The sequence below is a fragment of the Streptomyces lanatus genome (assembly GCF_014655715.1).
Lineage (GTDB): Bacteria > Actinomycetota > Actinomycetes > Streptomycetales > Streptomycetaceae > Streptomyces > Streptomyces lanatus.
The window spans coordinates 365,923-382,785 of record NZ_BNBM01000005.1 but is presented as its reverse complement, the minus strand read 5'-3'; the positions used below and the strand labels follow the sequence as shown (position 1 = coordinate 382,785).

Below are 16,863 nucleotides of genomic sequence, written 5' to 3'. Positions count from 1 at the left end.
AGCGTTTCCGTCGAGTATCGAGGCGGCCGAAAACCAGTGTCAAGGGACATGCACGGCCTATGTGTTGGCGGCCTATGTGTGGACGATCCATGTGCGGACGATCCATGTGCCGCCAGCACATGTGTCGGCGATCCACCTCAGGCGGACGACCGCACCACCAACTCGGGCACCACCCACGCATCGGCCCCGCTCATCGGCTCCTCCCCCGCCCGCAGCCGCGCCACCTGCTCCACGGCCAGCCGCCCCAGCTGCCGCTTGTCGATGTGCAGGGTGGTGAGGCCGGGCTCCACCAGCTCGCCCAGCGACAGCCCGTCGAAGCCCAGTACGGCCAGGTCACCCGGCACCGTCCGCCCCCGGCGCCGGGCCGCGCGCATCGCGCCGACCGCGATCAGGTCGTTGAAGCCGAACACCGCGGTGATCTCGGGCCGTGTGTCCAGCAGCCGCTCCATGCCCTCCTCGCCGCCCGCCACACTGTGCTCGGGGCACATGGCGATCCACCCCTCGTCCACGGGCAGCCCATGGCGCCGGACCTCCGCCAGGAAGGCTTGTCTCCTGGGGGCGGGGCCGTGCACACCGTCCAGCATGCCGATACGGCGGTGCCCCGCATGGACCAGATGGGCCAGGCCCGCCGCCAGACCGGCCGCGGCGTCGATGCCCACGGCCGCGAACCGGGTCTGCTGCGGGCCGCGTTCCAGCAGCACCAGCGGTACGCCACCGAGGTGCCGGGCCAGCACGTCGTCCGGGTTCTTGAAGTAGCCCACGACCGCGTCCGCCTGGTGCGACAGCACGTCGAGTGCCTCGCGCTCCCGCGCCTCGTCGGTGCGCGAGTCCCACACGACCACCTGCCAGCCGCGCCGCTCGGCGGCCTCCAGCACCCCGGCGGCGACCTCCGGGAAGAAGGGGTTCATCAGGTCCGGGATCACGAGTCCCGCCGTCACGGTCCCCTTGCGCACCAGGCCGCGGGCGAACCGGCTGGGCCGGTAGTCCAGCAGCCGCGCCGCCTCGAGGACGCGCTCCTTGGTCCCCGGGTCGATCTCGCCCTTGTCGTTCACCGCACGGGACACCGTCTGACGCGACACTCCGGCCAGTTTGGCGACGTCGTGGATCGTGGCCCGGCGCCGGGGGGCTCCGCCGGCCGGGTCGTTGCTCGGTTGCTGCTGATCGTCCGCCAACACGGGTGCACTGTATCCGGCGACTACGGAGTACCACACTGTGCGGTTTGTCGGCTGCGGCGCCCTGGTGGCGGCCCTACCGAACCGGCGCCCCTAGAAAAGCGCGCTGTACGCGTTCAGCGCCGGCTGCCCGCCCAGATGCGCGTACAGCACCGTCGAGTCGCCCCCGATCTCTCCCCGCCCGACGAGGTCGATCATCCCCGCCATCGACTTGCCCTCGTACACCGGGTCCGTGACCATCCCCTCCGTGCGTGCCGCGAGCCGCATCGCCTCCAGGGTCGTCTCGTCCGGGATGCCGTAGACGCCCGCGTGGTAACGCTCGTCGAGCTCAACGTCGGACTCGTTCAACTCGCGCTTGACCCCGATGAGTTGACCGGTGTTCTGGGCGATCCGGGCGATCTGCGCACGGGTGGTGGCGGGCTCGGCGGAGGCGTCGATACCGAGCACCCGGCGCGGACGTCCACCCGCCTCCTCCAGGGCGGCGAAGCCCGCGATCATGCCCGCCTGGGTGGAGCCGGTCACCGAGCAGACGACCACCGTGTCGAAGAAGACGCCCAGCTCCCGCTCCTGCTCGGCGACTTCGTACGCCCACCCGGCGAAGCCGAGTCCGCCCAGCGGATGGTCGGAGGCGCCGGCCGGGATGGCGTACGGCTTGCCGCCCGACTCCTCGACCTCCCGCAGGGCCTGCTCCCAGCTCTCCTTGAAGCCGATGCCGAATCCGGCCCGCACCAGGCGGACGTCGGCTCCGGCGAGGCGGCTGAGGAGGATGTTGCCGACCTTGTCGTAGACGGAGTCGGGCCAGTCGACCCAGCTCTCCTGGATCAGCACGCACTTGAGACCGGCGCGGGCGGCGACGGCCGCGACCTGGCGGGTGTGGTTGGACTGCACGCCGCCGATCGAGACGAGCGTGTCGCAGCCCTGCGCGAGCGCGTCGGCGACGAGGTACTCCAGCTTGCGGGCCTTGTTGCCGCCGTAGGCGACGCCGGAGTTGCAGTCCTCGCGCTTGGCCCAGAGGGAGGCGCCGCCGAGGTGGGCGGTGAGGCGCTCCAGCGGGTGGACCGGTGACGGGCCGAAGAGCAGGGGGTAACGGTCGTACGAGGAAAGGGACATGGGTCCTCCGGGGATCAGTCGTCGTCGGCCAGGTCGGCGAGGCTGTGCCAGATCTCCGCGGTGACACGGACCGCGGCCTCCGTGTTCCCGGACGCGCAGGCCTCGATGAGCCGCTCGTGCAGTCCGGCCGAACGGCAGTTGCCGCCCTCCCCGAAGCGGCGTCGCTCCAGGCGGCGGATGAGCGGGGTGTAGCGGGCGACGGTGGCGGCGGCGGCGCGGTTGCCGCTCACCCGGACCAGTACGTCGTGCAGCTCGTCGTCGGCCCGCAGCGCGAGGTCCACCTCGCCGGCCGCGACGGCGGTGGCGAAGCGCTCGTTGGCGGTGCGCATGATCTCCAGGTCGGCGGCCATGAGCCGGGGCACGGCGACGCGTGTGGCCAGCTCGTGCATGGCGCCGACCACGGCGGCCGCGTCCCGTACGTCGGCGGTCACGACCGGTGTGACGCGGGTGTAGCTCTGCGGCTTGCTCTCCAGGAGCCCCTCGTCCACGAGCCGTGAGAACGCCTCGCGCACCGGTGCCCGGGACAGCCCCAGCCGTTCGGCGAGGTCGGCGTCCCGCACCACCGCGCCGGGCTCGATCTCCCCGGCCACGATGGCGTCCCGGATCGCTTCGTACGCCCGGTCCCTGAGCAGGGTCCGGCCGACGGGTCGTATCGCCTCCATGAACTGAAATGTTAGATGTCAGTTCGCCGCAGAAACAAGAGTCGGACAAGAGCCACGTACAAGAGCCGCGTACGAACCAGGTCCGGACATGAGAGTGGCCCGCGCTCCCCACGTGGTGCGGGCCACTCCCGGCTCATGCGGTCCAGGGCCAGTCGGCGTCCCGGGCGGCCTCCAGCAGCGGCACCATCCGGAAGGCCGCGTCGGACAGGCCGCCGAAGGTGTGCCGGTTCCCCGTGCCCGACGGGCCGTGGCCCGCCCGGTACCCGGCGAGGTTCCAGGTGTAGACCGGCACGTTCGCCGGGACCTGCTCGGTCGGGTCGCCGTGGTGGCTGGGGGCGTACTGCTCGTCGGTGACGATCAGCACCCGGTCGTGCTTGCGGTAGTGCTTGCGCACGGCCTCGGTGGTGTTCGTGCCGCCGAGGTCGCCGAAGCGGTCCAGGACCTTCAGCACCGACTCGCCGCCGCGGAACCTCACCTCCGCGCTGGTGGAGCCGAACTGCACCAGGTCCGCCTTCTTCGCCCGCAGCGCGAGCGCCGTGCCGAAGATCGCCGCCGCGTCGGCCCGGTTGAGCTCCGAGCGGTCGGACAGCCGGGACCAGAACATCGAGCCCGAGCGGTCGACGAGCACCAGCGTGCGGCCCGGCAGCCTCGGCACGTGGGCCAGCGAGTGGCCGAGCGCCTGCTCCAGCGGGTACGCCCAGCGCAGCGAGGGCGCGTGCTGGTACGCGGCGAGGTACCGGAAGGGGAACTGCCGCGAGCGCGCGACCTCCGCCGGGTCGCTGATCCGTGCCGCGACCTGGGCCGCGACCTCGTCGGAGACACCGGCCTCGTCGAAGTTCCGCAGGTTCCGTACGAGCGCCATGGCACCCATCGACGGAATCACGGCCTCCCAGGCGTCCTTGTCCATCGGCCCCTGGAGCCAGCCCGCCAGCGCCTCCCACGTCATACCGGCCGCCGCCAGCCGCTCGGCACCACCCTCCGACGTGACGACGGCTCGCCGCTGCTCGACGGGCAGCGCCATCAGCTCGCGGTGGGCGACGAGGACGCGGCTCGACTCGGGCGGGACCGCGGTGTCCGGGTTGTGCCGGCGGTCGAGGGCGTACCGGAACAGCTCGCCCTGCCACGGCTTGTCCGGGTCCGGGCTCGCGTGCACCAGGTTGAGGATGTCGCCGAAGCGGTAGCCCTTGGACGCGGTGTCGTACTTCAGCAGGGACTTGCCGTGGTACAGCCGCCGTACGGCGTCGGCGATACCGCGCTTGACGGGCTTGGGGACGTTACGGCCGTACAGCGCCGTCCAGTACGCGAGCAGCTCGCCGGGCTCGTCCGGGCGCTGCAGCACGGAGGCGATGACCTGCCGGTTCGACGGGCCGTCGGTGGCGCCGGCGTCCAGGCGTGCCTTGACGTACTCGGCGGCGCCCACGATCGAGGCCGTACGGAGGTTGCCCTCGCCGCGCAGCCAGCCGAGCAGGCCGGCCGTCCACTCGGCGTCGGTGACGGCGAGCTCGCGCACGAGCCGCGCGAAACGGTCGTCGCGGTCGGCGCCGGTCTCGTAGAAGGTCTGCTGGGAGACGAAGTTGGAGATGGCCAGCAGGAAGAGCTCGGAGCGCGCGTCACGCTCACGGCCGCGGCCGCCCTCGTAGGTGCGCAGTACGCGTCCCGTCGATGTCACCCGCGAAGTGGGCTGCGGCTTGGCGGCCCGGGTGTTGAATCGTGCCATGGTGAATTCCCCCCGAATTCATTCGTGTTTCGGAGGGAGGCGCAGCAAAAGGAGGGTGCCCGAGGTCGAAGTCGGTTGCGGTGCTTATAAACTGGCGCGTCTGCCGTTCCGCCACATCGACCCTGAGTCGATGACGGGATTTGAACCCGCACGAGGGTAGTCCCCCACCAGTTCCCGAAGTATCCGCCGCCTGCGCACCGGGCACCCACCATGAGCTGCTGCCTCCCGAGATCAAGTGGGCCGCGGCGGGGATTCTTTGGAAGAGAAGTAGCCGCTGCCCTCGCACCGGAAGGTGCAGGAAGTTCATGAAGTTATGGTGTCCAGAGATCGAAGTCGGCGGAACCGACGTAGGTGCTCTAACCCCTGAGCTACACCGGCGCGTTGTACCGATGGCGGGACTCGAACCCGCGGCCGCCCCATTATGAGTGGAAGTAGGTCCTGCCTTCGCACCTGGACGTTCATTACTTTAGGAGCGTGCCGCGGGGACGGTCGAACGAATTAATCAGCGGCGCTGGCGCTTCCACGGTCCGGTGATCGCCAGCATGATGCCGGGCGTCTGGATGTTGGCGTAGAGGGTGCGCCCGTCGCAGGAGAAGGTCACGCCGGCGAATTCGCTGTACTCCGGCTCCTCCGGGGTGCCGATGTTCAGTTCGTTGCGGGCGATGGGGTAGGTGCGGCCGCTGTCGGTGGCGCCGAACAGGTGCTGGATGCCCTCGCCGTCCTCGGCGATGACGAGGCCGCCGTAGGGCGAGACGGTGATGTTGTCGGGGCCGTCGAAGGCGCCGTCCTTGGACGGGTCGGGGTTGACGCCGATCAGGACCTTCAGGGTGAGGGTGCGGCGCTTGGGGTCGTAGAACCAGACCGACCCGTCGTGCGGCTGGCCGGGGCTCTCCGCGCGGGCGTAGGAGGAGACGATGTACACGCCGCCGTCGCCCCACCACATGCCTTCGAGCTTGCGGGCGCGGGTGACCTGCCCTGCGGTGAACTGCTTGCGCACGGACGTGGTCCTGGCGTCACGGTCGGGCACGTCGATCCAGTCGACGCCGTACACCGTGCCGATCTTCGTGGCGCGGGAGAGGTCGTCGACGAACTTGCCGCCGGAGTCGAAGCACTTGAACGCCTGGAGCGTGCCCGCGTCGTCGGCGAGCGTGCGCAGCTTGCCGCGGCCGTGGTGGAAGTGCTCGGGCGGGGTCCAGCGGAAGAGCAGGCCGTTGGGGTTGGAGGCGTCCTCGGTGAGGAAGGCGTGGCCGCGCTTGGGGTCGATGACGACGGCCTCATGGGCGTAGCGGCCGAACGCCTTGATGGGCTTGGGGTTCTTGTTGGCGCGGTGGTCGGCGGGGTCGACCTCGAAGACGTAGCCGTGGTCCTTGGTCATGCCGTTGGCGCCGGCCTTGTCCTCGGTCTCCTCGCAGGTGAGCCAGGTGTCCCAGGGGGTGCTGCCGCCCGCGCAGTTGGTGGCGGTGCCGGCGATGCCGACCCACTCGGCGACGCGGCCGTCGGGGCGCACCTCGACGACGGTGCAGCCGCCGGACGCGGCCGGGTCGTAGACGAGGCCCTCGGTCAGCGGAACCGGGTACGGCCACCGGGCGCGGGGGCCGCCGAGCTCATGGTTGTTGACCAGGAGGGTGGTGCCGCGCGGCCCGTCGAAGGCGGCCGTGCCATCGTGGTTGGAGGGGGTGAACTCGCCCGACTCCAGCTTGGTCCGGCCGCTGTAGGTGATGACGCGGTACTTGAACCCGGCGGGCAGCGCGAGCAGTCCCTCGGGGTCCGCGATGAGCGGCCCGTACCCGACACCGCCGCCATGGCGGGCGTCCGCGGACTCCTCGCTCGCGATCTCGGACTCGGTGGAGGCGAGCGCGTTGGGCGCGGTGGCGAGCACGCCGGCGCTACCGGCCAGCGCGACCCCGGTCACGGCGCTGGTTCTGGCGAAGTCCCTGCGGGTGAGCGACATGGTGTCTCCTGTCACAGAGGATTGCCGTGGAGGGTGGCGGGCTGCGAGACGGCGCCACAATTCCGCTCACGCCTTAACGCCGGTTGAACAACGCCCAAAGGGGCGCGGGACTGTGTCCATATGCGGCTCCGCCGCGTGGGCGCGACCAGCCGAACTCACCCGGCACCCGCGCGACCGGCTCAACCCCCCTGTTGCGACCGCGCCTTGAACGCAGCCTTACGCGCCTCCTTCGCCACCTTCTTGTCCGGATGCAACCGCCCCATCGCCTCCAGCACATCCGCCGTGGCCGGATGATCCACCCGCCAGGCCGCCGCGAAGAACCCGCTGTGCTGAGCGGCAAGCCCCTGCACCAGCGCCCTCAGCTCGTCGGAGTTCCCTTCGGCAGCCAGCTGCGCGGCAACGGTGTCGACGGTCAGCCAGAACACCAGGTCCTGGGACGGCGCGGGCACGTCCGGGAACCCGGCCTCGCTCAGCCACACCCGAGCCAGACCACCCAGTTCCGGATCATCGAGAACCTCCCGAAGCGCCGGTTCCGCCTCGGCGCCCACCAGCGACAGCGCCTGCTGACAGCGCAGCCGCCGAAGGGGCGCCCCCGCGTCCGCGCCCCGCGCCGCCGCGAGCAACTCCCGTGCCGCGGCGAGGGGTTCCCGCCGGGTCAGCCACTGCTCGGTCTCGGTCTGCGCCGCGGCCTGCGGAAACGTGGCCGTGCCGGCGAGCAGCGCGTCGGCGCCCTTGTCGGCGAGCTCCCCGACCGCGGGTGCCTCGAACCCGGCCTCCAGCAGCCGCGCCCGCATCCCGTACAGCCCGAGCGGGGTCAGCCGCACCATGCCGTAGCGCGAGACGTCGGTGTCGTCGATGACGGCCGCCGGGTCCTCGGCGCTCTCGGCGTCCGCCATCAGCGCCTCGTCGACCGGCTGGTACTCCACCAGGCCGACCGGGTCAAGGAGCCGGAACTGGTCGTCCAGGCGCATCATCGCGTCGGAGACCTGTTCCAGTACGTCATTCGTGGGCTCGCCCATGTCGCTGGGCACGATCATCGACGCCGCGAGGGCCGGCAGCGGTACGGGCCCGTCGCCTGGTCCGTCGTCGCTGACCGTCAGCAGATAGAGGTTGCCGAGGACGCCGTCGAGGAACTCCGCCTCGGCCTCCGGGTTCCAGTCCAGCTGGGAGAAGTCGACCTCGCCGCCCTCGTCCATGGCGTCGACCAGGTCCTCCAGGTCGGGCACGCTGGCGTCCGCGAGCACCGTCTCCAGGGCGCCCAGCCACACCGCGAGCACGTCGTGCGGTGAGCCCTCGGTCAGCAGCGGCAGGTCCTCGCCCGGCGCGACGGTGCCCGCCTCCTCGTCGACGATCTCGACCAGTCCGGTGTCGACGGCCACCCGCCAGGCCTCACCGGCGTGGGCGGCGGCGTCGTCCCCGGTCAGCGCGAGGACCTCGGCGGCGGCTGGAAGCTGCTCGTCGACGAGTTCGCCTCCGGCGTCGACCCGGGTGTCGGGTCCGGCCCAGCGGGCCAGCCGCGCGGCACGGGAGAGCAACGGCGTGGACAGCGCGTCCCGCGCCAGCTCCGCTTCGGGGTGCAGCCGTACCGGTGGCAGGGAGGAGCTGTCTGACATCGGATGGTTCTCCTAGGGCGCTTCGCACGGCCGTATGCATCCGTATGCAGCACGGCTCAGCCGCTCAGCCTAGACGGATTTCCACCCATGCCGCCCGGTTCATCTCCCCGACAGGGGGTGTACATGGCTGGAACCTTGACAACTGGCGTGATCAGGCACGAGATTACGCGCGTAGAAAGTTGGCGGACATCTGTTCACTGTATTTTCTACGCGCGTTGCCGCCGCCCCACCGGTCGCGACTGACCCGTTCCACGCTCCACCCTCGTCCCGGCACCCACGCATGTCCCCGGAGGGATCCCGTTGCCGAGCAAGAAGTCCGCGCGTCTCGCCGCGCTCACCGTCGCCGCGGTCTGTTCCGCGGCGTCCACCGTCGTCCTGACCGCGCCGGCGCACGCCGACTCCATGCGCATCCATGACGTCCAGGGCAGTACCCGAATATCCCCGTACGCCGGCAAGCAGGTCACGGACGTGGCCGGAATCGTCACCGGCGTACGCGGCTACGGGTCCTCCAGAGGCTTCTGGATCCAGGATCCGACGCCGGACGACAATCCGGCCACCAGCGAGGGCGTCTTCGTCTTCACCAGCTCCAACCCGAAGGTCGCCGTCGGCGACTCGGTCCTGGTCTCGGGCACGGTCTCCGAGTACGTTCCTGGCGGCGCCTCCTCCGGCAACCAGTCGCTGACCGAGATCACCAAGCCGGTGATCACCGTCGTCTCCAGCGGCAACGCCGTCCCGGCCGCCAAGGTGATCGACGCGAAGTCGGTGCCTGCCACCTACAGCCCCGAGGGCGACACCGCCGCGGGCGGCTCCGTCAACGGCCTGGCGCTCCAGCCGAAGAAGTACGCCCTGGACTACTACGAGTCCCTGGAGGGCGAGAACGTCCAGGTCGCCGACACTCGCGTGGTCGGCGCCACCGACCCGTACACCGAGCTGTGGGTCACGGTGAAGCCCTGGGAGAACCGCAACCGCCGCGGCGGCACGGTCTATGGCACCTACGACTCCCAGAACACCGGCCGGCTCCAGATCCAGTCCCTGGGCAAGCCCGCCGACTTCCCGGTGGCGAACGTCGGTGACGTGCTCCAGGGCGCCACGGCCGGCCCTCTCGACTACAACCAGTTCGGCGGCTACACCCTGGTCGCGGGTCAGCTCGGCACGCTGAAGAGCGCCGGTCTGCAGAAGGAGGCCACGCGGAAGCAGTCGCGCGGCGAGCTGGCGGTCGCCACGTACAACGTGGAGAACCTGGACCCGTCCGACGGCACGTTCGCCGAGCACGCGTCCGCGATCGTGAACCACCTCCAGTCGCCCGACATCGTGTCCCTGGAGGAGATCCAGGACAACAACGGCGCGACGAACGACGGCACGGTCGCCGCCGACCAGACGATGCAGAAGCTGATCGACGCGATCGTCACCGCGGGTGGCCCGAAGTACGACTGGCGCTCGATCGACCCGGTGAACAACGCCGACGGCGGTGAGCCGGGAGGCAACATCCGTCAGGTGTTCCTGTTCAACCCGGAGCGGGTGTCCTTCACCGACCGTGCGGGCGGCGACGCCACGACCGCCGCCGGTGTGACGAAGGTGCGCGGCAAGGCCGCCCTCACGGTCTCCCCCGGCCGGATCGACCCGGCGAACGCGGCCTTCGGCAACAGCCGCAAGCCGCTGGTCGGCGAGTTCGTCTTCCGCGGCAAGACCGTGTTCGTGATCGCCAACCACCTCAACTCCAAGGGTGGCGACCAGGGTCTGACCGCGCAGTACCAGCCGCCGAGCCGCAGCTCCGAGGTCCAGCGCCACGCGCAGGCCACGGCGATCCACGGCTTCGTCAAGGACGTCCTCGACACCCAGAAGAACGCGGACGTCATCGCCCTCGGCGACATCAACGACTTCGAGTTCTCCGACACCGTGAAGATCCTCGAAGGTGACGGCGCGCTGTGGTCGGCGATCAAGTCGCTGCCCAAGAGCGAGCGTTACTCCTACGTCTACCAGGGCAACGCCCAGACGCTGGACCAGATCCTGATCAGCCCGTCGATCCGGCGCGGCTGCGACTTCGAGTACGACAGCGTGCACATCAACTCGGAGTTCAACGACCAGATCAGCGACCACGACCCGCAGGTGCTGCGGTTCCGCCCGTAGTTCCCGGCGGACCTCAGGGCTGGCTGAACACCCCGTTCAGCCAGCCCTGCCATGCCGTCTCGCACTCCTTGATGTCGGCACCGGGCGTGAAGTCGTGCAGGGAGATGCCGACCGGGTGGCCCCAGTGGTTGCGCCCGAAGATCCGGGTGAGGCCCCGGTCCGTGCGCAGGCCGATGAAGTACGGGTTGCGGAAGTCCACCACGGCGTCGAACTCGTCGGGCCCGTGGACCGTCACCCGCGTCCCCTCGGCCACGTCCTCCCCGACGCCGAGGGCCCGCCCCACGACGGCGAGGGCGTCGGCCGCCTTCGAGGCGTCGGGTCCGTCGAACGTGGCGAAGGCCGCCGGCCGGGGCGCGAAGTGGACCAGGTACTCGCGCAGGGTGTGCAGATAGAAGTCGGTGTGCTTGGCGGCGCCGTCGTACTGGTTGTCCCAGTCGTCGACGAAGATTCCGCTGTGCACGTACCGCACCCAGGCGCGCCGGCCCTCGTCGCGCGGCTCGATGGTGTAGTCGAGCTGGTTCATCGTCTGCTCGGCGATGCCGTCGACGTCCTCGACGCGGTTGGTGTAGCGGTGCGGCGGGTCCCAGGCGGTGACCGTCGACCCGAAGGGCCCCCGGCCGCCGGTCCGGGGCTCCGGCGGTTCCATCGGCCAGAGATAGCCTCCGGTCCCGGTGGTGATCGCCTCCCAGACCTCCTGAGGCGTGGCGTCGACCTCGAACTCGCGGGCGATCTCGAATTCCTTGGACATGGTGGGCTCCTGGTACTACTGGTTCAGTTCGGGTGTGGGCTGCTGGTCCTTGACCGTGGGATGTACGGCGACGACGATCCGGTGATCTCGGCCGCCCTCGGCGCCGGGCGCGTCGTACTTGCGGATCAGCGCGCTCACTCCGGCCGTCAACTCCTCGATGAACGCCGCCCGTTCGGCGGCCGAGGCGAAGCGGACCTCGCCGTCCAGCGCATAGGTCGCCAGTCGCTTGCGGGCCTTGGTCGCGCCGGTGATCAGCGAGCCGACGTCCCGCACGAGGCGGGCGCCGAGGGCGAGCAGCCAGCGGGCCGAGAGCTGGTCGCGGAAGCGGTCCGGGTCCGGCTGCACCGAGGCGAGCGCGAGCGGTGAGATCACGTACGACGCGGCGGTCGCCCGCATCAGCCGCTCGGTGACGTTGCCCTTGCGGCGCTCACCGGCCAGCTCGACCAGGCCGTGCCGCTCCAGGGCCTTGAGGTGGTAGTTCACCTTCTGCCTGGGCAGTCCGACCTTGCCGGCCAGCATGGCGGCCGACGCGGGTCCGGCCGCCAGCTCGGCGAGCAGCCGGGCCCTTATGGGGTCCAGGGAGACGGCTGCGGCCTCGGGGTCCTCGATCACGGTGACGTCCAGCATGCGTCCACCGTCTCACCGAAAACTTTTTTTGTCCAGGAGGTTCGAGTTTTCGGTGAGTGGGTTCAGCCGGGAACCAGCCCCAGGGCGTACGCGTACCGGCTCACCGTGCTGCTCTTCAGCCCCGGCCAGGTCTGCACCCGCTCCCACAGCTCGGTCGCCGAGCCGATTCCGTCGCCCGGCGCGGCCAGCGCGTCGATATGCGCCTGGGCGCTCTCCCACTCGGCGTAGTTGAGGACCCTCGTCCCGTCGGTGCTCAGATGGAAGTGGGCGGAGATACCGCCGGGATGGGGCGTGAAGTCGGCCCCCAGCGCCTCGACCACGGCGTCCACCCAGGCGCGCTGACGGTCCGAGTCGGGGCCCTCGAACTCGATGTCGACGATCACGACGCAGCCCGCGACCCGGCTGTCGTCCGGCCTGCGCACACTGCGGTAGTGGCGGTAGCGGCCGAGTCCGAGCCGCTCGATGCCCGGCACCGCGGCGTCGATCTCGTCGACGCGCTCCTGCCGGTGCCCCTGCGGCGAAGCCGCTGTCGGAGGCGACGCGAAGGCCTCGTAGGCCTGCTCGCTGCGCCACTGCGAGTAGTGCAGGAGGGTGGAGGCGTCGTGGCCGGTGTAGACGTGGTAGCCGAGCAGGTCGTCGGAGGGCCAGGGGCGGCGTTCCCAGGCGGCGCCGATCGCCTCGACGGTCCGCTGCTGCCGTAAGGGGGTGCCCACGCGCCAGACGCTGAAGAAGGGGGCGCCGATCTCGGGGCGGGCGGGGTCGGGGTGGGTCTGGACGCGGGCGGGCATGGGGGCCTCCGGGGGTCGGTGCTGACCGGGGTCGGTGATGACCCGTGCATCTACCACCTTTTGACCTCAAGCGGACTTGAGGTCAAGTGGGCCGTCGAGGAGGGCTGCCGCACACCGGCCCGCGATCTCCGTGCCGCCCGGCGTCTCAGCTGTGCCGTTCGCCCCGCCGCCGCAGCATCCCGGCCGCGATCAGCGCGCCCAGCGCCGCGCCGACCACCAGTACCGGCCTCGGGTGCCGCAGCCCGGCCTGGACGACGGTGCGGACGGGGCGCGGCATGCGGTGCTCCACCGCGTGGCCCGTGTACGTCGCCTTGTCGTGGACGGTGTGCCCCGCATGGGTGGCCCGGTCCTGTACGGCATGCCCGGCCTGGGCGGCGCTGCTGCGCAGCTGTACGGTCATCGCGCCGGCCTTGTCCCGGAGGTCGGCGGCGCGGGTCATGGCCCGGCCCTTCATATCGGCCCTGCCCATCAACTCGGCCATGGTGCCCATGAGTTGGCTGCGCGTCCGGTCGATCTGGTCACGCAGCTCCGTCGGCCCCTTGGCGGCAGTGCCGCGCACATCTCCGGCTGTCCTGTCCGTCATCGACGCACCTTCCCTTGATCTGCTCGATGTCCGTCCTGGAACACCCGGGTACCCGGACCGGCCCCCGCTATCCCCCTATCCCGTCCCGCCGCCGTCCGGCCCCCGCTCCCCCAGCCGGGCCAACTGGGCCTGGAACCAGTCGAGGCGGGCCTGCAACAGCGCCGCCTCGGCCGTGAGTTCGGGCACGCCCAGCCCCTCGGCCGGTCCGAGGCCGCCCTTCCCGGCCACCACCCTCAGCCCCTCCCCCGCGAGCCGGGCGAACCCGGCGAGCGAGACGGACGTACGGCCGCGCAGGCAGCCCGCGCAGGAAGAGGCGAGCGCCCGCCAGCCCGGGCGGCCCCAGCCGGCGTCGGCCAGGGCGGCGGCGACCGTGCCGCAGGAGCACGGGCCGACCGTGGCGGTGCGCACGCGCTGACGGGCGTACCGGAAGCCGCGCTCGAAGCGGATGTAGCGGCCGAGCACGGTGACTTCGAGCAGTACGGCCGCCCGGTGCTCGGCCGTGCACAGCAGTGCCTCGGCCGTGGTGCGGTCGTGCACACAGTGGAAGCCGCAGTCGCAGCGGCGGCTCGGTGCCCGGTGCCGCAGACCGTAGACGCAGGACGCGTCGGCCAGGACCCCGTACGGCAGCGCGCCGCCCAGCGACACACCGGTGAAGCCGGCCCCGGTGCCGTCGTGGGACAGCATCGGGTGGGCGATCTTGTATCCGGTCGGCGGCTCCGTCGGAGGTTCCTCCGGAAGCCGCAGCCTCATCGTGCGGCCGGAACCTCTTCGGGCGCGGGCACCTCGATGTCCTTCAGTTCCTGGGTGAGTTCGCGTTCCTCGTCGTGGTCCTGCGGCCGCTCTTCCGCGACTCCGGTGGCGAGTGCCTTGCCGAGCTTCATGACGCCTCCCATGACCAGGGGTCGTTGACCGTCCCGGCCATGGTGACCCATGATGCCCGGCTTTGGACATAGGGCCTGGTGAGGGCCGAGGCCCTCAACCCCACAGCAAGTCTTAGCAATACCTCGTAGAAGAATTAAGTGGAGCTACGCGATGCCCCTGCCGACACTGATTCCATGACGACTGCCGCCCCCGCCTCCCCCGCCGCCCCGCCCTTCGGTCGCGCCCTGTGCGCCATGATCACGCCCTTCACCGGATCGGGGGCGCTCGATCTCGACGGCGCGCAGCGGCTCGCCGACCGGCTGGTGGGCGAGGGCTGTGACGGTCTGGTCCTCTCCGGCACGACGGGCGAGTCGCCGACCACGTCGGACGCCGAGAAGTCGGAGCTGATCAGGGCCGTGCGGGAGGCGGTGGGCGAGCGGGCGTCGATCGTCGCGGGCGTGGGCACCTTCGACACCCGGCACACCGTGGAGCTGGCCCTGGCGGCCGAGAAGGCGGGCGCCGACGCTCTGCTGGTGGTCGCCCCGTACTACAGCAAGCCCCCTCAGGACGCCGTCGAGGCGCACTTCCGCGAGGTCGCCGACGCGGCAGGACTGCCCCTCGCGCTGTACGACATCCCGGGCCGCACCGGCACCCGCATCGAGCCCGAGACAGTGATCCGGCTCGCCGAGCACCCCCGGATCGTGGCGGTGAAGGACTGTTCCTACGACTTCCTCGGCGCCCAGAAGGTCCTCTCCCGCACGGAGTTGGCGTACTACGCGGGCTGCGACGAGCACAATCTGGCGCTGTACGCGGTGGGAGGCACCGGCTACATCAGTACGGTCGCCAATGTGGTCCCCTCCCAACTCCGGGCGGTACTGGACGCGTTCGAGGCGGGCGACACCCCCGTGTCCGCCCGCCTCCAACAACGTGCCACGCCGCTCATCGAGTTGATGATGGCGGCGGGGCTGCCCGGCGCGGTCACCGCCAAGGCCGTGCTCAATGAACTCGGCCTGCCCGCGGGTCCCGTCCGTACGCCGCTGCGGCCCGCCGGCCGCGAGGCGGTCGCCGGGCTGCTGGCGGCGTACGAGGAGCTCGTCACAGGCTGACCCGGCACCGGCTGTGCCGGTCAGCGCTCGGCGAAGACGGGCTCCCAGCGGCCCGCGGCCCCGTCGTTCCCCTTCAGGAAGCCGCTGAGAGGGACGATCTTGTCGCTGCCGATGGTGACCTTCACCAGCCGCTGACGGAACTCGTCCTTGCTGTCCGCCGCGATGTCCCAGGCGATCAGCGACTGGTCGCCGACCCAGGCGAGCAGTTGCTGCCCGTGCACCTCGGTCTTCTCGCCTGTGCGGGCGTCGAGGACCCAGGAGGACGTCTTCCACTTCTCGCCCGCGAACTGCCCGGCGACGAGCCTTCCGCTGGGCGACTGCCACGCGTCGACGTACCACTCCAGGTACTTCTGGTTCGCCGGTATGGCGACCTCGGCGCCCGTGAGGTCGTAGAACTGCTTGCCGACGTCGCCCATGGGGTTCCCGGCCCAGACATGTCTGCCGTCGGGGCTCATGGAGAAGTCCTGCCGGGCGTTGAGGAAGCCGCCGCCCATGGGGTCGTCCGTGTCGCTGTCGACCTTCACCTCGCTCCAGGAGCCCTTCCCGGACACGGCGTCCAGGACGTAGAAGCCGGTTCGGCTCGACGGCTGCTTCTGGTCCCAGCTCTCCGACCCCTGCATCTTGACCAGCTGGTCGGGGTTCTCGTCGTAGGTCGTCGCGACCAGTTTCAGTCCGTCACGCGAGAACGCGAGCCCGGCGACCTCGTGGTCGACCTGGATCCACGTCCGGATCTTGCCGGTGTCCAGGTCGAGCAGGCCGATCCGGGAGACGGGCAGGTCCCGCTCCAGTACGGCGGCGGTCTTCAGGCCGGGCGCGATGGCGACGTAGGACCACTTGGTGGCCTTCTCGTATGTCTCGGTCTTCGGGTCGAGCAGCCAGTAGTCGCGGACGCGTTCGGCCCGTTGCGCGGAGTGCTCGACGGTCCTGGGGATGTAGTACGCGGCCAGCACCGTGTCTCCGACCGACACGAGTTCACGCGGCGGCGACTGGTCCGTGTGCGCGTTGATCTCGTCGCGCTGTACGACGTCCGCGGGGCGTACATCGTCCTTCCCGAAGTCCAGCAGTGGTACCGCCACAGCGACGCCCACCACGGCGGCGGTGGCCGCGGCGGCGCAGGCGAGCCCTCGGACCCGTCGGCGCCGGCGGGCCGCCAGGACCCGGTCGGCGAACCCCGGCCCCGCCGACGCCTGTTCGGCGGCCTGCTCCCGCAGGGCGTCACGCACGATGTCCTCTACGTTCACGGTCGCACCTCCACGGGCGAGAAATCACGGGACGGCTGCGACTCGCCGGCCGCGGGGCCGAGGGCCCCCAGCTCGGGCGCGATCGCGCGCAGCCGGGCGAGCGAGCGGTGGGTGGTGGACCGTACGGTGCCGACGCTGCAGCCGAGGATCCGGGCCACGTCGGCCTCGGGCAGGTCCTCGAAGTAGCGCAGCACCAGGACGGTGCGCTGGCGCGCGGTCAGCCGGGTGAGCGCGCCGCGCGTCAGCAGCCGCAGGTCGGCGGCGGCCACACCGTCCGATCCGGCGGCGGCCTCGGGCAGCTCGGCGACGCTCAGCTCACGCCGTCGCCACTTCAGCCGCCAGCGGCTGATCTGCTGCCGGTACAGGATCTGCCGTACGTATGCCTCCGGCTCATCGATGCGTTGCCAGCGGTTCAGCGCCTTGACCAGAGCGTTCTGCAGCAGGTCCTCCGCGGCGTGCCGGTCGCCGCCGGTCAGCAGTACGGCGGTCTTCAGCAAGGATGACGACCGGTTCTCCACGAACTCCCGAAACCTGTCCTGCGCTTCGGCATCCATCGT

At 70.8% G+C, this 16,863-nt stretch carries 16 protein-coding genes and 1 tRNA gene; 2 read left to right on the top strand and 15 right to left on the bottom strand.

Translation table 11 applies throughout. The annotated features are described in order from the left end of the window. Nucleotides 1-137: 137 nt before the first annotated feature. The 7 genes from IE325_RS16595 to IE325_RS16565 form a co-directional block, all read right to left on the bottom strand. A complete protein-coding gene (locus tag IE325_RS16595) occupies nt 138-1,175 on the bottom strand; it encodes a LacI family DNA-binding transcriptional regulator (RefSeq protein WP_190070671.1) in 1,038 nt (345 codons plus the stop codon). 90 nt (nt 1,176-1,265) lie between these two features. After that, nucleotides 1,266-2,282, bottom strand: coding sequence for a 1-aminocyclopropane-1-carboxylate deaminase (locus IE325_RS16590; RefSeq protein ID WP_190070670.1), 1,017 nt, complete (start codon nt 2,280-2,282; stop codon nt 1,266-1,268). A 14-nt stretch (nt 2,283-2,296) separates the two neighbouring features. Beyond that, complete coding sequence (locus IE325_RS16585; RefSeq protein WP_190070669.1) at nt 2,297-2,944, bottom strand: GntR family transcriptional regulator; 648 nt, start codon at nt 2,942-2,944, stop codon at nt 2,297-2,299. Nucleotides 2,945-3,077: 133 nt separating this feature from the next. Further along, the gene (locus IE325_RS16580) at nt 3,078-4,661 is read right to left on the bottom strand and encodes a TROVE domain-containing protein (protein WP_190070668.1); all 1,584 of its coding nucleotides are present in this window, start codon (nt 4,659-4,661) and stop codon (nt 3,078-3,080) included. A gap of 387 nt (nt 4,662-5,048) precedes the next feature. Next, a tRNA-Met gene (locus IE325_RS16575) sits at nt 5,049-5,118 on the bottom strand. A 45-nt stretch (nt 5,119-5,163) separates the two neighbouring features. Next, nucleotides 5,164-6,612, bottom strand: a complete 1,449-nt coding sequence (locus tag IE325_RS16570) for an alkaline phosphatase PhoX (protein ID WP_190070667.1) — start codon at nt 6,610-6,612, stop codon at nt 5,164-5,166. A gap of 179 nt (nt 6,613-6,791) precedes the next feature. After that, nucleotides 6,792-8,225 carry a hypothetical protein gene (locus tag IE325_RS16565; RefSeq protein WP_190070666.1) on the bottom strand — a complete coding sequence of 478 codons (1,434 nt, stop codon included), beginning with the start codon at nt 8,223-8,225 and terminating at the stop codon, nt 6,792-6,794. A gap of 300 nt (nt 8,226-8,525) precedes the next feature. Between IE325_RS16565 and IE325_RS16560 the strand changes: the two genes are divergently transcribed. Next, complete coding sequence (locus IE325_RS16560; RefSeq protein WP_190070665.1) at nt 8,526-10,352, top strand: DUF8508 domain-containing protein; 1,827 nt, start codon at nt 8,526-8,528, stop codon at nt 10,350-10,352. 13 nt (nt 10,353-10,365) lie between these two features. Here the strand turns inward: IE325_RS16560 and IE325_RS16555 are convergent, their stop codons facing one another. The 6 genes from IE325_RS16555 to IE325_RS46650 form a co-directional block, all read right to left on the bottom strand. Next, nucleotides 10,366-11,100 (bottom strand): SRPBCC family protein, encoded by a 735-nt coding sequence (locus IE325_RS16555; RefSeq protein ID WP_190070664.1) that lies wholly within the window; start codon nt 11,098-11,100, stop codon nt 10,366-10,368. Between the two features lie 15 nt (nt 11,101-11,115). Further along, the gene (locus IE325_RS16550) at nt 11,116-11,727 is read right to left on the bottom strand and encodes an ArsR/SmtB family transcription factor (RefSeq protein WP_190070663.1); all 612 of its coding nucleotides are present in this window, start codon (nt 11,725-11,727) and stop codon (nt 11,116-11,118) included. 62 nt (nt 11,728-11,789) lie between these two features. Further along, nucleotides 11,790-12,515: an antibiotic biosynthesis monooxygenase gene (locus tag IE325_RS16545; protein ID WP_190070662.1), complete on the bottom strand. Its 726-nt coding sequence runs from the start codon at nt 12,513-12,515 to the stop codon at nt 11,790-11,792. A gap of 145 nt (nt 12,516-12,660) precedes the next feature. Then, on the bottom strand, nt 12,661-13,098 hold the full coding sequence (locus IE325_RS16540; RefSeq protein WP_190070661.1) for a DUF3618 domain-containing protein: 438 nt from the start codon (nt 13,096-13,098) through the stop codon (nt 12,661-12,663). 75 nt (nt 13,099-13,173) lie between these two features. Further along, the gene (locus IE325_RS16535) at nt 13,174-13,848 is read right to left on the bottom strand and encodes a hypothetical protein (RefSeq protein ID WP_190070660.1); all 675 of its coding nucleotides are present in this window, start codon (nt 13,846-13,848) and stop codon (nt 13,174-13,176) included. Continuing rightward, complete coding sequence (locus IE325_RS46650) at nt 13,845-13,979, bottom strand: hypothetical protein (protein ID WP_268256356.1); 135 nt, start codon at nt 13,977-13,979, stop codon at nt 13,845-13,847. The genes IE325_RS16535 and IE325_RS46650 overlap by 4 nt, the downstream gene beginning before the upstream one ends. Nucleotides 13,980-14,153: 174 nt before the next feature. Here IE325_RS46650 and dapA point away from each other — a divergent pair, with 174 nt between their 5' ends. After that, nucleotides 14,154-15,065: a 4-hydroxy-tetrahydrodipicolinate synthase gene (gene dapA, locus IE325_RS16530; protein WP_190070659.1), complete on the top strand. Its 912-nt coding sequence runs from the start codon at nt 14,154-14,156 to the stop codon at nt 15,063-15,065. A 20-nt stretch (nt 15,066-15,085) separates the two neighbouring features. Here the strand turns inward: dapA and IE325_RS16525 are convergent, their stop codons facing one another. Then, on the bottom strand, nt 15,086-16,306 hold the full coding sequence (locus IE325_RS16525; protein WP_190070658.1) for a WD40 repeat domain-containing protein: 1,221 nt from the start codon (nt 16,304-16,306) through the stop codon (nt 15,086-15,088). Next, nucleotides 16,303-16,860: a SigE family RNA polymerase sigma factor gene (locus tag IE325_RS16520; RefSeq protein ID WP_190070657.1), complete on the bottom strand. Its 558-nt coding sequence runs from the start codon at nt 16,858-16,860 to the stop codon at nt 16,303-16,305. The genes IE325_RS16525 and IE325_RS16520 overlap by 4 nt, the downstream gene beginning before the upstream one ends. Between the last annotated feature and the right edge of the window lie 3 nt (nt 16,861-16,863).

What these genes read in the sequence shown, in the direction of transcription:
- dapA (WP_190070659.1), top strand. Translation starts at nt 14,154, where the DNA reads ATGACGACTGCCGCCCCCGCCTCCCCCGCCGCCCCGCCCTTCGGTCGC.
- IE325_RS16535 (WP_190070660.1), bottom strand. Translation starts at nt 13,848, where the DNA reads ATGAGGCTGCGGCTTCCGGAGGAACCTCCGACGGAGCCGCCGACCGGA.
- IE325_RS16555 (WP_190070664.1), bottom strand. Translation starts at nt 11,100, where the DNA reads ATGTCCAAGGAATTCGAGATCGCCCGCGAGTTCGAGGTCGACGCCACG.
- IE325_RS16550 (WP_190070663.1), bottom strand. Translation starts at nt 11,727, where the DNA reads ATGCTGGACGTCACCGTGATCGAGGACCCCGAGGCCGCAGCCGTCTCC.
- IE325_RS16570 (WP_190070667.1), bottom strand. Translation starts at nt 6,612, where the DNA reads ATGTCGCTCACCCGCAGGGACTTCGCCAGAACCAGCGCCGTGACCGGG.
- IE325_RS16590 (WP_190070670.1), bottom strand. Translation starts at nt 2,282, where the DNA reads ATGTCCCTTTCCTCGTACGACCGTTACCCCCTGCTCTTCGGCCCGTCA.
- IE325_RS16520 (WP_190070657.1), bottom strand. Translation starts at nt 16,860, where the DNA reads ATGGATGCCGAAGCGCAGGACAGGTTTCGGGAGTTCGTGGAGAACCGG.
- IE325_RS16585 (WP_190070669.1), bottom strand. Translation starts at nt 2,944, where the DNA reads ATGGAGGCGATACGACCCGTCGGCCGGACCCTGCTCAGGGACCGGGCG.
- IE325_RS16565 (WP_190070666.1), bottom strand. Translation starts at nt 8,225, where the DNA reads ATGTCAGACAGCTCCTCCCTGCCACCGGTACGGCTGCACCCCGAAGCG.
- IE325_RS16540 (WP_190070661.1), bottom strand. Translation starts at nt 13,098, where the DNA reads ATGACGGACAGGACAGCCGGAGATGTGCGCGGCACTGCCGCCAAGGGG.
- IE325_RS46650 (WP_268256356.1), bottom strand. Translation starts at nt 13,979, where the DNA reads ATGAAGCTCGGCAAGGCACTCGCCACCGGAGTCGCGGAAGAGCGGCCG.
- IE325_RS16545 (WP_190070662.1), bottom strand. Translation starts at nt 12,515, where the DNA reads ATGCCCGCCCGCGTCCAGACCCACCCCGACCCCGCCCGCCCCGAGATC.
- IE325_RS16580 (WP_190070668.1), bottom strand. Translation starts at nt 4,661, where the DNA reads ATGGCACGATTCAACACCCGGGCCGCCAAGCCGCAGCCCACTTCGCGG.